The organism is Streptomyces sp. TBY4 (assembly GCF_024213195.1).
In the GTDB taxonomy this organism is placed as follows: Bacteria; Actinomycetota; Actinomycetes; order Streptomycetales; family Streptomycetaceae; genus Streptomyces.
Map to the genome: position 1 here is coordinate 87,283 of NZ_JANAVF010000012.1, position 14,434 is coordinate 101,716.

9 protein-coding genes, 1 tRNA gene and 1 pseudogene are annotated in these 14,434 nt (G+C 72.0%); 9 read left to right on the forward strand and 2 right to left on the reverse strand.

What is annotated here, in order from left to right:
• Positions 1-217 precede the first annotated feature (217 nt).
• From tmk to NLX94_RS26240, 4 genes are all read left to right on the forward strand, one after another.
• On the forward strand, positions 218-3,457 hold the full coding sequence (gene tmk / locus NLX94_RS26225) for a dTMP kinase (protein ID WP_254385560.1): 3,240 nt from the start codon (positions 218-220) through the stop codon (positions 3,455-3,457).
• A 113-nt stretch (positions 3,458-3,570) separates the two neighbouring features.
• Entirely contained in the window at positions 3,571-4,782 is a 1,212-nt protein-coding gene (locus NLX94_RS26230; protein WP_254385561.1) for a DNA polymerase III subunit delta', read from the forward strand.
• Positions 4,783-4,972: 190 nt separating this feature from the next.
• Complete coding sequence (locus tag NLX94_RS26235; protein WP_254385562.1) at positions 4,973-6,544, forward strand: alpha/beta hydrolase; 1,572 nt, start codon at positions 4,973-4,975, stop codon at positions 6,542-6,544.
• 118 nt (positions 6,545-6,662) lie between these two features.
• Positions 6,663-6,736, forward strand: a tRNA-Thr gene (locus NLX94_RS26240).
• A gap of 124 nt (positions 6,737-6,860) precedes the next feature.
• Here the strand turns inward: NLX94_RS26240 and NLX94_RS26245 are convergent.
• Positions 6,861-8,471: a site-specific integrase gene (locus NLX94_RS26245; protein WP_254385563.1), complete on the reverse strand. Its 1,611-nt coding sequence runs from the start codon at positions 8,469-8,471 to the stop codon at positions 6,861-6,863.
• Positions 8,468-9,145, reverse strand: a complete 678-nt coding sequence (locus tag NLX94_RS26250) for a helix-turn-helix transcriptional regulator (protein WP_254385564.1) — start codon at positions 9,143-9,145, stop codon at positions 8,468-8,470. The genes NLX94_RS26245 and NLX94_RS26250 overlap by 4 nt, the downstream gene beginning before the upstream one ends.
• A 129-nt stretch (positions 9,146-9,274) precedes the next feature.
• Here NLX94_RS26250 and NLX94_RS26255 point away from each other — a divergent pair, with 129 nt between their 5' ends.
• The 5 genes and pseudogenes from NLX94_RS26255 to NLX94_RS26275 all read left to right on the forward strand — a co-directional run bounded on the left by NLX94_RS26255 (position 9,275) and on the right by NLX94_RS26275 (position 14,383).
• Positions 9,275-9,469 carry a hypothetical protein gene (locus NLX94_RS26255; RefSeq protein WP_302170506.1) on the forward strand — a complete coding sequence of 65 codons (195 nt, stop codon included), beginning with the start codon at positions 9,275-9,277 and terminating at the stop codon, positions 9,467-9,469.
• Positions 9,470-9,883: 414 nt separating this feature from the next.
• Positions 9,884-10,962, forward strand: a pseudogene (locus tag NLX94_RS26260) (DUF3631 domain-containing protein).
• A gap of 218 nt (positions 10,963-11,180) precedes the next feature.
• A complete protein-coding gene (locus NLX94_RS26265; RefSeq protein ID WP_254385566.1) occupies positions 11,181-11,957 on the forward strand; it encodes a DUF2637 domain-containing protein in 777 nt (258 codons plus the stop codon).
• A 251-nt stretch (positions 11,958-12,208) separates the two neighbouring features.
• Positions 12,209-12,730 (forward strand): plasmid mobilization relaxosome protein MobC, encoded by a 522-nt coding sequence (locus tag NLX94_RS26270; protein WP_308402535.1) that lies wholly within the window; start codon positions 12,209-12,211, stop codon positions 12,728-12,730.
• On the forward strand, positions 12,731-14,383 hold the full coding sequence (locus NLX94_RS26275) for a relaxase/mobilization nuclease domain-containing protein (RefSeq protein ID WP_254385568.1): 1,653 nt from the start codon (positions 12,731-12,733) through the stop codon (positions 14,381-14,383).
• Positions 14,384-14,434: the final 51 nt, after the last annotated feature.

Genomic DNA, 14,434 nt, shown 5'->3' on the forward strand with positions numbered 1-14,434 from the left:
CGTCCGGCGCTTGAGGACCGGGGTCTGGGGCGGAGCCCCAGGATCTTCCCGGGTCCGGGCGGAGCCCGGGGAACGGTGGAAGGGGGGTAGGGGACCAGCCCCGCGCAGCGGCGGCACGGACCCCGCGGGCGGAGCCCCGGGGAGGTGGGTCGGGGGTCACACCGGACCTTGTCCACAGCCCTCCGCACCCGCCCAGCGCAGCGGATAGGCTGGGCGGATGACGCGAGCCGAGCAGCCAACGGTCGTGACCGCCACCACCGACACCGCCCCCACCTACGACGAAGCCCTCGCCGCGGACTCCCGCGAGCGCGCGGTGCGCGCCCTGCTGCGCACCCCCGGGCTGCGCCGTCTGTGGAGCGCGCAGCTGGTGAGCGGCATCGGCGATGCCCTCGCCCTGCTGGTCCTGGTGCTGCTGGTCTTCCAGGCCGCGGTGGACCAGGGGTCCTTCGGTGGCGGATACACCGGCTGGGCCCTCGCCGTGGCCGCCGTCTTCGGCGTCCGCGTGGTGTCCACCGTCCTGTTCGGCGCGGTCCTCCTCGGCCCCCTGGCCAAGCTCACCGCCCCCGGCAGCAAGCTGGACCGCCGCTGGACGATGATCGGCGCCGACGGGATCCGGCTCGCGCTCTTCGTCGTGGCCCCGCTGTGGCTCGACTGGATCGGCCCGAACGCGCTGACCGCCCTGCTCGCCACCGTCTTCGTCTCCGGCGCCGCCGAGCGGCTGTGGGGGCTGGCCAAGGACAGCGCCGCGCCCGCCCTGCTGCCGGCGCCGCCGCCGGAGGGGGCGACCGTACGGCCGCTGCCCGACCATCTCGACGCCCTGCGCCGGCTGAACCTGCGCACCGCCTTCGCGGCCATGCCGATCGCCGCGGCCGCACTGCTCGCCGCGACGCTGATCGGCAAGGCGCTCGGCCTCGGCATCGGCTGGTTCGCCGAGAACCAGGCGGCGCTGGGCTCGTACGTGGCCTCCGGCCTGTTCGCGGCCTCCGTGTCGCTGCTGCTCCCGCTGGTGCTGCCCGCGACGAAGACCCCGCGCCCCCGCTCCCCGCTGGAGGGGCTGCGCGCCCCCAAGGCGGGGGACCGGCCGGAGAAGGGCCGCACCGGGGCCATCCCGCTGCTCGTCCTCGTCTGCGCCGCCGTCGCGGGGGCCGTGGCCTCCGCCGCCGCGGTGGCCGTCCTGCACGCCACCGACCTGGGCGGCGGAGCGGCCGCGTTCTCGCTGTTCGTACTGGCCCTGCTCGGCGGAACCGCCCTCGGCATCCGCGCCACCCAGGCCGGCAAGGTCCTCCCCGCCCTGTCCCGGCGCCGCCTGCTGGCGCTGGCCGTGGGGGTGGCCGGGCTGGCGCTGCTGCTGACCGGGCTGGTTCCGGACACCTCGACGGTGGTGTTCCTCTCGCTGCTCGCCGGCAGCGCCGCGGGCGTCGCCGCGAACACCGGGCACACGCTGCTCGACCAGGAGACCGAGGAGTTCCGCAGGGCCCGGGTCACCGAGCACCTGCAGGCCGTCGTCCGGGTCGCCGTGGCCGTCGGGGCCGTGGCGGCGCCGCTGCTGGCCGCCCTGATCGGACCGCACCGGCTGACCGCCAGCGAGGTCGAGCTCGCCCACGGCGGCGCGGGCTTCACGCTGATGCTGGTGGGCGCCCTGCTGCTGCCGGTCGCCGTCATCGTCCTGGCCAAGGCCGACGACCGCAGCGGCGTACCGCTGCGCCGCGACCTGCGCGAGGCGCTGCGCGGCGGGGAGCCGGTCCAGGCCGCGTCCGACGCCGGATTCTTCATCGCCCTGGAGGGCGGCGACGGCGCCGGCAAGTCCACCCAGGTGGAGGCGATGGCCGACTGGATACGGGCCAAGGGCCACGAGGTCGTCGTGACGCGCGAGCCCGGGGCCACCCCGGTCGGCAAGCGGCTGCGCTCGATCCTGCTCGACGTGTCCTCCGCCGGACTCTCGAACCGCGCCGAGGCCCTGCTCTACGCGGCCGACCGCGCCGAGCACGTGGACACCGTCGTACGGCCCGCCCTGGAGCGCGGCGCGGTGGTCATCACCGACCGCTACATCGACTCCTCGGTGGCCTACCAGGGCGCCGGCCGGGACCTGTCCCCGACCGAGATCGCCCGCATCTCGCGCTGGGCCACGGGCGGCCTCGTACCGAACCTGACCGTGCTGCTCGACGTGTCGCCGGAGACGGCCCGCGAGCGGTTCACGGAGGCGCCGGACCGGCTGGAATCGGAGCCGGCGGAGTTCCACCAGCGGGTGCGCGCCGGATTCCTGACCCTGGCCGCGGCCGACCCCGGACGCTACCTGGTGGTCGACGCGGGCCAGGACCCGGAGTCGGTCAGCACCGTCGTGCGGCACCGCCTGGACCGGATGCTCCCGCTGTCGGAGGCCGAGGTGGCCGCGCAGGCGGAGGCACACCGGCTCGCCATCGAGGAGGCCGAGCGCAAGGCGGAGGAAGAGGCCGCGCGCAAGGCCGAGGAAGCCCGGCTGCGCGCCGAGGAAGAGGCCCGCAAGGCCCGCGAGGCGGAGGAGGCCCGGATCGCGGCCGAGGCCGAGGCCGCCCGCAAGGAGCGCGAGGAGCGGCTGCGCGCCGAGGAGGAGGCCCGCGCCCGGGCCGAGGCCGAGCGGCTGCGGCTGGAGGCCGAGGAGAAGGCCCGCGCGGTGGAGCAGGAGCGGCTGCGCAAGCAGGCGGAGGAGGAGGCCCGGCTGCACGCCGAGGCCGAGGAGCGCCGGCTGGAGAAGCAGCGGCGGGCCGAGGAGGCCCTGCTGAAGGCAGAGGAGGCGCGGCGGCTGGCCGAGGCCTCGGCGGCGGAGGCGGCGGCGAAGTCCGCGGCGGCTGCGGCTGCCGCGGCGGCTTCGGTCGCGGCTGCTTCGGCGGCTCCCGTGGCTCCGGCGCCTTCCGTGGCTCCGGCGCCTTCCGCTGCTCCGGCGGCTTCTGCGCCCAAGGCCGACCTGCGCAAGGAGCCGCGCGAGGACGAGGACGTGACGATCGAGACCCCGGTCGTCAAGCGGGTCGTGCGGCCCGACGACGTCACCCAGACGGTCCCGGTCCCGAAGGCCGGTCCGGCGACGGGTCCGGCGGACGAGACGGCGGTTCTGCCGCCCGTCCGCGCGACGGGGCCGGCGGACGAGACCGCGGTCCTGCCGCCCGTACGGCCCACGGCCGCGGGTGAGGCTGCGGCCGCGCGGCCGGCCGCGCCCAGGGCCCCGTACTCCGCTACGCGGCCGACGGCGCAGCGCCCCGAGGAGAACCCGGCCGACCGGGTCCCGCCGGGCATCTTCCGCGACTCGGGCAACGACGCGACCCGCGAACTGCCGCAGCTCGCCGAGGACGGCCGGCCGCGCCGGCCCCGCTCGGACTGGGCGGAGGAGACCCCGCTGGACGATCTGCCGACGCTGGCGGACGAGCTGCTCGGACCGCGCGGGGACGACGAGGACGACCGGGGCCGGGGGCCGCGCCGCCGCTGACGGGGATTGTCGGTGGGAGCCGCCACACTGGGTGAGCAGACGGCACGGTCGGTACGGACGGTTCGGACTTCGGACGGTTCGGGCGGTTCGCGAGGGGAAAGGTGGTGGGCGGGATGCCCGTATGGGACGACCTGGTGGGACAGGAGCGGGTCCAGGCGCAGCTGGCCGCCGCCGCCGTCGACGCCGACGCCCTGGTCACCGCCATCGAGGCGGGGACCCCGCCGCCGGCCGCCTCCAAGATGACGCACGCCTGGCTGTTCACCGGACCGCCCGGTTCGGGGCGGGCCACCGCCGCCCGCGCCTTCGCGGCCGCGCTCCAGTGCACGAGTCCGGACCGCGCCCTCGGCGGGGAACCGGGCTGCGGGTTCTGCGACGGCTGCCACACCACCGTGATCGGTACGCACGCCGATGTGGAGATCGTCCGTACCGACCTGCTCTCCATCGGTGTGAAGGAGACCCGGGCGCTGGTGCGCCGGGCGCAGCTCTCCCCGGCCGTCGGACGCTGGCAGGTCATCGTCCTGGAGGACGCCGACCGGCTGACGGAGGGCGCCGGAAACGTGCTGCTCAAGGCCGTGGAGGAGCCCGCCCCGCGGACCGTGTGGCTGCTGTGCGCGCCCTCGCTGGAGGACGTGCTGCCGACCATCCGTTCCCGCTGCCGGCACCTTTCGCTGCGCACCCCGCCGGTGGCAGCCGTCGCCGAGGTGCTCGTGCGGCGCGACGGCATCGAGCCGGTCGTGGCGCAGGCCGCGGCCCGTGCGACCCAGGGGCACATCGGCCGGGCCCGCCGGCTCGCCACCGACGAGGCGGCCCGCTCGCGGCGGGCCACCGTACTGCGGCTGCCGATGCGGGTGGCCGACGTGGGCGACTGCCTGAAGGCGGCGCAGGAGCTGGTGGACGCCGCGGCGGAGGACGCCAAGCAGGTCGCGGAAGAGGTCGACACGAAGGAGACCGAGGAGCTGCGGGCCGCGCTCGGCGCGGGAGCGGGCACGGGCGGGCGGATGCCGCGCGGTACGGCGGGCGTGATGAAGGAGCTGGAGGACCGGCAGAAGCGCCGGCGCACGCGTACGCAGCGCGACAGCCTCGACCTGGCCCTGACCGACCTCACCGGCTTCTACCGGGACGTGCTGGCGCTCCAGCTCGGCTCCTCGCTGGCCCTTGCGAACGAGGAGATAAGGCAGGACCTGGACCGGATCGCCCGGGAGTCGGGCCCGGAGCGCACGCTGCGACGCATCGAGGCGATCATCGCGTGCCGGCAGGCGCTGGACCGCAACGTCGCCCCGCTGCTGGCCGTCGAGGCGATGACGATGTCGCTGCGCGCGGGCTGACGCGGGCGGCTCCGCGGATCGTTCCGCGCAGGCGACTCCGGTTGACGGCCTCACCCGTTCGAGGGGTCCGCGCGGCGGGCTGCGGACGCCGCCGGTCCCTGCGGGGCGGCGCCCCGTGCCCGTGCGGGTGCCCGCCGCCCGGCGCGGGTGCCACCGCCCCGGGCACGGCCGCAGGCCGTAGGCTCCGGGAATGGACACCAGTCGCCTGCTGCGCACCACCGGAACCGTGATCGCCGCTGCGGGGCTGCTGCTCTCCGGGTGCACCTCGGGCGGTTCGGGAACGCCCCGCGCCTCCGCTTCGTCCGGCGGGGCCTCCGAGGCGCAGTCCGCCGAGCCGGGCGCCGTTCCGGCCGCGCTGCGCCCGTACTACGACCAGAAGCTGAGCTGGCGCGAGTGCGGTGTGCCCGGCTTCGACTGCACCACCCTGAAGGTCCCGCTGGACTACGGGAACCCCGGGGCCGGGGACATCGACATCGCGGTGGCCCGCCGCAAGGCCACCGACCCCGCCAAGCGGCTCGGCTCGCTGGTGGTGAACCCGGGCGGCCCGGGCGGCTCCGGCATCGGCTACCTCCAGGCGTACGCGGGCATCGGATACCCGGCCCCGGTGCGTGCCGCGTACGACATGGTCTCCTTCGACCCGCGCGGGGTGGACCGCAGCAGCCCCGTGGAATGCCTGAACGGCCCGGCCATGGACAAGTACACGCAGGTGGACCAGACGCCGGACACGCCGGCGGAGCAGGCCCTGCTGGTGGCCGCCTTCAAGGAGTTCGCGGGCGCCTGCCGGACGCACTCGCAGCGGATCCTGCCGCACGTGTCCACGGTCGACGCCGCCCGCGACATGGACGTCCTGCGTGCGGCGCTGGGCGACGAGAAACTGAACTACGTCGGAGCCTCGTACGGCACCTTCCTCGGGGCGACGTACGCCGACCTCTTCCCGGGGCGGACCGGCCGGCTGGTCCTGGACGGGGCGATGGACCCCTCCCGGCCGGCGATCGACCTGAACCGGGACCAGACCGAGGGCTTCGAGACCGCCTTCCGGGCCTTCGCGGCGGACTGCGCGAAGCAGACCGACTGCCCGCTCGGCCAGGGCAGCCCGGAGCAGATCGCGGAACGCCTGAAGGAGTTCTTCCGCAAGGTCGACGCCCAGCCGGTCCCGACCACCGACACGGCGCGGCCGGCGCTCGGCGAATCGCTGGCGACGACCGGGGTGATCGCCGCCCTGTACGACGAGAACGCCTGGCCGCAGCTGCGCGAGGCGCTCGGGGCCGCGATCAACGATGACGACGGCAACGGGCTGCTGACGCTCGCCGACAGCTACTACGAGCGCGGGCAGGACGGCAAGTACGCCAACCTCATGTCGGCGAACGCGGCCGTCAACTGCCTCGACCAGCCCCCGGCCTTCGCCGGTCCCGAGGCGGTCGAGAAGGCCCTGCCCTCCTTCGAGAAGGCATCTCCGGTCTTCGGCGCGGGCCTGGCCTGGGCCTCGCTGAACTGCGCGTACTGGCCGGCCAAGGCCACCGGCACGGCGGAGGCCCTGCACGCGAAGGGGGCCCCGCCGATCGTGGTGGTCGGCACCACCCGCGACCCGGCGACCCCCTACAAGTGGGCCGAGGCCCTGGCGGGCCAGCTCGACTCGGGCGTCCTGCTGACCTACGACGGGGACGGCCACACGGCGTACGGCCGCGGCAGCACCTGCATCGACTCGGCGATCAACCGCTACCTCCTCGAAGGCAAGGCTCCGGAGGACCGAAAGAAGTGCTGACCCGGCGGCGACGGGGCCGTTCCGGGCCCCTGTTCGGGGCACCCCGTTTAACCCTGTAGACTTGGCGCCGCTGCTGATGAGAGCCTCCCACCAGGGAAATTCTTGTCTTCCCAGCGGTGCCGCCTTAGCTCAGCTGGCCAGAGCAACGCACTCGTAATGCGTAGGTCTCGGGTTCGAATCCCGAAGGCGGCTCTGTAGAACCCCCAGGACTCACTCGCCGTGACCTGGGGGTTTTGCTATTTCCGGGGTCAGACGGCGCGTGCGTCGCCTGGGGCCCGAAACCCCGTGCGTGAGCGATGCGTGAGCGGAGGGGGCGTCAGCCCTTCTTCGCGGCCTTCTTGGCCTTGCCCTGCTTCTTCCCCTTGGCCTTCGCCTTCTCGGCTTGCTTGGCCTTCTTGGCGGCCTTGCGGGCCTGCTCCTCCTGCTCCGCCTTGCGTTGGAGGGGGACCAGCTTGGCGGTGGCCTCGGCGGCGCTCTTGCCGACGTGGGGGAGCACGCTCTGATAGATGTCGCGCGTGATCCGGGTGTCGCTGTGCCCGAGGGTGTCAGACACGATCTTGATGTCGATGTCGGCGGCCAGCATGAGTGTGGCCGCTCCGTGCCGGAGGTCGTGCAGCCGGATCGGCGGCAGCCCGGAGGCCGTCACGAGCCGCTCGAAGAGATCGGTCACCTTGCCCGGGTGGAGCCAGGAGCCGTCCTCCTGCGTGAAGACGAGCCCCGTGTTCACCCAAGCAGACCCCCACTCCGCGCGGTCGGCCCCCTGTTGCTTGCGGTGCCGCTCCAGGACGCCGACGGTGTCGTCATCGAGCGCGACCACGCGGCACCCGCTGTCCGTCTTCGGCTCGGACGCCTCGACCTCCCAGCCGTCCTGGACGAGCTGCCCCGTCACTGTGAGGGAGTGCCGGTCGAGATTGGTCTCCGACCACGGCTGTCCGCACGCCTCACCTCGCCGCAGGCCGCGGAACGCGATCAGGTGCCACATCGCGTACAGCCGGTCGTCGGCGACGAAGTCGAGGAAGGCGCCTGTCTGTTCCGGCGTCCAGACCATCACCGGGGAGGGCTTCTCGCCGGTCTGCTCCCACTTGGCGACCCGCTCGTCCGTCCACACCAGCGCCTTCGGCTTGCGCACCGGATCGATCTCGACGTGGGCCGCCGGGTTGAACGTGATGATCTGCTGCCCGATCGCATCGTTCAGGGACGCGCGGAGCGTCGCCTTCACGTGCTGGCGCGTCGCCGGACCTGTCACCCGGCGGAAGGCCGGCATCGCGTCGAGCGCAGCCTTCAGCGCCTTCCGGCGAGCACGGTTCTCGCCGCCCTTCCACGGGATCGTCGCCAACTCCTCCACGGCAGCACGCCGCTGGGCGTTCTGTTCCAGGACCTCGGCGTTGCCGTCGGCGATGGCCGTGAACATCTCGCTCAGGTGGCTGACCCTCAGCCGGTCGAGGCGCCGGTGCCCGATGCGCGGCTTGAGGTGCACGCGGATGTCGGTCTCGTACCGGCTGATGCCCGACTTCCGGATCCGCTTGCCCGCCAGCCAGCGGTCCAGCCACTCGGCGACGGTCAGGCTGCCGACGAGGTCTTGGCCGGCCTTGAGCCGCCGCCGGGTCTCCTCCACCTCGGGCAGGGGCAGTTTCTCGCCGCTGACTTCGGCGAGCATCTCGGCGACCAGCTGTATGCCTTCGGGGTCGTCGGCGTCTACGAGTCCCAGGAGGGCTCGTACGTGGTCGAGGTCGGCCTGGGCCGCCTTGAGGCTGCTGTACCCGCCACGGGCGAAGGATCGCCGACTGCCGTCCTCGTGGGGCGGCAGCTCCTGGCGTATGGAGTAGGTGCAGTGGTTCCTGCTGTTGCGCTTGGGGCAGGAAGTGCCGAGTTCCTTGCCGGTCTTGGGGTCGCGGCAGGAGCAGCGGCGGTAGGTGGAGCCCTTCAAATGTCGTCCTCGTCGTCGTCGGTGTCGGGTAGGTCGATGCCGGTGAGTGCTGGTGGCAGCTCTGGCGGGGTGGCGCCCTCTTCGCGGATGTCCTCGCGGAGACCAAGGAGGCTCCACTTGGCCTGGTCAGCACGCTTGGCGTAGTCGTCCTTCCTGCGTTCGGCTTCCTCGCGCTGGGTGGGTGTGGTCGCCGTCTTCACCGCGAACTCAGCCCGCTCCACCTCGTTTAGGGCAGCCTCGACGGTGCGGACCAGGCTGGCGTGCCGGTTGAAGTCGGGGATCAGTCCGGAGTCGAGGGCGTCGTGGCTGGGCTCCTCGGCGGTGAACTTCCGCATGGCCTCCCAGGTCGGGATGAGCTCGTGGAAGGGAAGTTCCTGGGTCTCCTCGACGTAGCCGACGGGGAAGATCAGGCAGATCGGGGATGTGTACAGGGCGGCGGCCAGGATCATGACGTCGATCAGGGGCAGGTTGGCCCTGCGGCCTGATTCCAGGTTGGCGATCACGTTGCGCGGGATGGGGTGGCCGAGCTCTTCGCAGCGATCGGCCAGGCGCTGTGCGCTCCAGCGCATCTCCTTCCTCCGTCGCCGGACCTCGCCGGCGACGTTTTGCTTGATCCGGTCGACCCATTCCGGGAAGTCGTCCTCGTCTTCATCATCGAAACGGCGTTGTGTCATGCAGACACAATAGCTTTTTCATCATGGAACTCATACGCCTGGAGCCGGATGCGATGACGTGTTCGCCGTGGGCTGTGACGAGAGGGGCGCCGAGTGCGCGATAACCCGACTGGAACCGGGCCGAATGGGATGAGCCGGGATCAGCTGCTGGCCCTTCCGGTATCCGTTGACCTGGAGACAGGCAACCGTGCTCTGGGGATCGGGCGGAGCAAGGGCTATGAGCTAGCGAAGCGCAACCAGTACCCGTGCAAGGTGCTCCGGGTGGGCAACGGGTACCGCGTGGTTACGGCGGACCTGCTGAATCTGCTGGGTCTGGCCGCTTGAGGGGGAGGGAAGGTATCAGAGGGTTCTGCGCTGAGCTGACACAGAAGCGCTGGACTGTGCCGGGGGTCGTACGTACTGTTCGTGTTCCCCCGGCGCGGCCAAGTGCCCCCTGGGAAATGGGTGAGCCCCCGACGCGCCAACGTCGGAGGCCCTGGCAATACCCACACACGCGATCACACGGTCGACCCGAGTGGCCTGCACACACGCGGCCACAAGAGAAGGAGCTGCCTCTTGAAACCTACGACATCCACGCCCCCTGCCGCACCCGCCAAGACGGACTGGCCGGTGACCGCGATCCCCGGCCAGCCAGGAGCCCATCTCGCCTCGGTGGAGCAGTCGGACGCCGTCCCCGATGCCTCACTGGCCGAGCAAGGTGCCCTCCCCTTCGGGCCCCGTCCTGAAGGGGAACAGGCCCTGGATGACCTGGCCGCGCAGATCAGGCGCTACGTCATCCTGCCCAGTGATGAGGCGCTGACAGCGGTGGTCTTGTGGGTAGCGGCTACGCATCTACAGACCGCCTGGCAGCACGCCCCGCGGTTGGCGGTGGTCGGTCCGGCGAAACGCTGCGGCAAGTCCCGCCTCCTGGACGTGATCACCGAGACCGTGCACGACCCGCTGGTCACGGTGAACGCCTCGGCCGCCGCGATCTTCCGGTCGATCACGGAGACGCCGCCGACCCTGCTGGTCGACGAGGCGGACACCCTGTTCGGCTCGGCGAAGGTGGCGGAGAAGAACGAGGAGATGCGCGGCCTGCTGAACGCGGGCCACCAGCGCAACCGGCCCACCCTGCGGGTCTCCGGCCCCAACCACGAGGTGTCGAAGTTCCCCACCTTCGCCATGCCGCCCTCGCCGGCATCGGCGACCTGCCCGACACGATCATGGACCGGTCGGTCGTGATCCGGATGCGCCGCCGCAGGCCCGGCGAGAAGGTGGCGGAATTCCGCAGCGCCCGCGACATCCCCGCACTCAACGCCCTCCGCGACCGCCTCGTGCGCTGGCTGGGCCCCCTCCACGCCGAGGCGGTGGAGCTGACCCCCGCCATGCCGGTGGAGGACCGAGCCGCTGATACGTGGGAGCCGCTGGTCGCTGTCGCCGACCTCGCCGGAGGCGGCTGGTCCGAGCGCGCCCGCGCCGCCTGCCAGGCGATGACGAAGCACGAGGCGGAACAGGACCAGGACAGCAGCGGCATGGGCATCCGGCTGCTGGCCGACATTCGCCGCGCCTTCGCCGCTGAGGGAAATCCGCCGGTGATCCGCACCAGCCGCCTCCTGGACATCCTGAACAAGGACGAGGAGACGCCCTGGCCGGACTACACGGCCAACGGCCTGACCCCACGCGGTCTGCAGATCCTGCTGAAGGACTACGGCATCAGCTCCGCCAACCGCCGCTTCCACGGCGACGTCCAGGCCAAGGGCTTCACCCGCCTGCAGTTCACCGACGCCTGGGCACGCTACTGCCCCGTGCCCCAGCCGGAACCTGCCACCGGCGCCTGACCTGGCACCACCCGTCGCGACCCGTCGCGCCGCAGGTCAGACCGGTTACGAGTCATCGGCCCGCAACGAGTCGACTCGACATCAACACCCGACCCGTACCTGCCCTGACCAGGCCCGCGACGAGTCGCAACGACTCCCCACCCCCATAGGCGGCCACGCCGAGCTCCGGCATGCCCGGCGTGGCCGCCCCATCCCTTGCGCCTTTGGAGTACCTCCGCTTGTCCGCACCCGCCATCACCACCCCCAGCAGCGGGGGCCTCATCGCGATCCGCGTGGGCATCGCCGTCATCGGCGTCACCGGCTTCGCCCTCTCCTACGCAGCCCTGCGCCAGATGGCCGTCGCCACTAACACCCCCGGCCCGCTCACCTACGCCTTCCCCATCCTGATCGACGGGTTCATCGCCATCGGCACCGGCGCCCTCCTCCTCATGCGCACCGCACCCTGGCGAGCCCGCCTGTACGTGTGGTCGCTGGTCGGCGTCGCAACCCTCACCAGCGTGTGGGCCAACGCCCTGCACGCGATCCGCCTCAACCAGCAGATCCGCCATGAAGGGATCCACCTGGACGACGTGACCGTCGGCGCACTTTCCGCCATCGCGCCCCTCGCGCTGGCCGGAGCCGTCCACTTCTACCTCCTCACCCGCCACCACCAAGCCCAGCACGAACCCTCCGCCCGCCAGGCGGAAGAGCCACTGGCGGAACTACCCATGCCCCAGGCCGGCGGTACCGATGTGGCGGAAAGCCCTCCCGCTGTCGCGGACATCCCGACCCCGACCCCGGCGGCCAAGCCGAAGGGCCGGCGCCCCAGCGCCAGCGTGGACCAGCTCGTCGCGATCGGACGCACGGTCCCACGAGGGCCAGACGGACTGATCCAGCGCACCAAGTTCGAGGCCACGGTCCGAGGCGCAGGCCATCCCGTCGCCAAGGACCGCGTGGTCAAGGCGATGAAGATCATCCACGCCGAAACGGGCATCACGGCCGACGACCCGGCCTGACCGCTCCGTCCTTCCCTCGACGGCCGCCCCCGCACAGACCCGACACGGGGGCGGCCCCTCGTTCACGGTCTCCATCGCCGTGACCCCACCACCTCACCCCAGACCCGCCCAGGAGCCTCCCCATGCACGACAACCCGAACCAACTCCCCACACGCTCCGGACACATACCCTCCACCCCAGCCCCAGACCAGGCAGCAAGGTATGGCGTTGGACCGTCCAAGGGCCGGTCCAACGCAGCCTCCGCCCCGGGGGTGGCGGAGGAGCTCCGGCGCGAGGGCGCACCGGAGCAGGGAGGGGCGAGCGAACCCTTCGGCGTTCCCGACGTCGTGCGTGCCGCTGATGAAGCAGCGCTGTACCGCGTCGCCCGCCGCCGCGCCCGCGAAGAAGTCCAGCGCACCCAGCGCGTCGACGTCCGCTACAGCGTCACCGAGAAGCAGTCGATCCTCGCCGAAGCCCAACGCCTGGCCCTGGCCGCCGCGCATCTCGTCGGCGCGATCGTCATGGCTTACCTCCACGGCCACTTCGAGATCCCCGGCCAGCGCACCTCCTTCGACGACCTGATCGACGAGCTCGCCGCCCTTCGCGCGGAGATCTCCCCGATCGGCAAGAACGTCAACCAGATCGCCTTCAAACTCAACTCCGGCGGCCATCCCCATCCTGTGGACAGTGCCGTCCTGGCCCAGGCCGAACGTCTCCTCGCCCTCGCCCGTACCGCAGCCGAGGCGATCGACACCGCCGCGTTCCAGACGGCCGTAGCGAAGCAGGCGGCCTGATTGATCGCGAAGATCGGCAGGCCCGGCGCCAACACCCGAGGTGTCCTGCATTACCTCTACGGACCCGGACGCGCTAACGAGCACACCGACCCCCACCTCGTCGCCTCCTTCGACGGCTTCGCCCCTGACCCCGGACGAGATGAGACCGCCACCCTCGCCCAGCTCACGGCAGTCCTGGACCTGCGCGTCGTACAGGCAGGCAACCGCGCGCCCGACAAGCACGTGTGGCACTGCTCGGTCCGGGCCGCACCCGAAGACCGAACCCTGTCCGACGACGAGTGGGCCACGATCGCCCGCCGCGTCCTGAACGCCACCGGCATCGCCCCCGCCGGCGACCCCGACGCCTGCCGGTGGGCCGCCGTGCGCCATGCGGAGGACCACATCCACATCGTCGCCACCAAAGTCCGCGGCGACCTCACCCCGCCCCGGAACTGGAACGACTACCTACGCGCCGACCAGGAACTCGCCGTCATCGAGAAGGAATACGGCCTGCGGCAAGTCCTGCGCGGCGACCGCACCGCAGCCAAGCGCCCGACCCGAGCAGAGAAGGAGAAAGCCCAGCGCTCCGGCTATTCCGCCACGCCGCGTGAACGCCTGCGAACCATCGCCCGGACTGCCGTGACCGTCGCCACCAGCACCGAGGAGTTCTTCACCCTCCTCGAAGGCGCCGGCGCCCTCGTGGAGATCCAGTACTTCCCTTCCGGTGACATCCGCGGCTACAAGATCGCGCTCGATGGCGACAGGAACGCCCAAGGGGAGCCGGTGTGGTTTTCCGGCTCCACTCTCGCCCCAGACCTCTCCTACCCGAAGATCGCCGAACGTCTCACCGCCACCAGCCCGGTGCCGGCAGGCAGGCAGTCCACGGGCAGGCGCAATGCGTGGAAGCGGGTCACCGAGGCCACCGGCCGCATCCCGGAGATTCTCGACAACAGTGACGAGGCGACCGGCCAGGCCCACATCACCGTCCTCGCCGAAACCCTCGACGCACTCCCCCTGATCGCACCCGCCCACCTGCGGCCCCAACTCCGCCAGGCAGCAGCCGCCTTTGAACGCGCCAGCCGCTCCCACATCCGGGCCAGGCACCAGCAAGCCCAAGCCACCCGATCCGCCGTCAAGGCGATCCTGCGTGAACCCGCACCTAAGGACGGAGCCCTCCTCGCCATCCTCCTCGACGCAGTGCTCCTCGCCGTCATCGCCAGTCGGCACTGGCACCACACTCGCCACCACGATCAGCAAGCCGAAGCCGCCCACCGGAGCGCCGCGCACCTGCGTGCCGCCTACCAGGCCGCCGCCACCGAACCCATCACCGTGATCTACCAGCGGGGACTCGCCCTGACCCTCCCCCTGCAACAGAAGCAGGCCACGCTCGTCCGTCAGGTCCTGCCCAAGCTGGCCGACCAGATCATGGCCGAGCCTGGCTGGCCGGCCCTCGCCGTCACCCTCAACAACGCGAAAACCGCCGGACACGACCCGGCCGCCCTGCTCGTCCAGGCCATGGGCCACCGGGAACTGGACACCGCAGGTTCCCTCAGCGACGTCCTCGTATGGCGACTGCACCGGCTCGCCGACCTGGACCCGCACCCGGCCACAGGCCATCCCGCTCCCACACCAGCTTCGGCCGTGCTGCCCGCTCAACCGCGCCGTACGCGCTGACCCTCACATCCCACCCGACAAGGAGACCACCCTGAAAATCCACCCCATCGC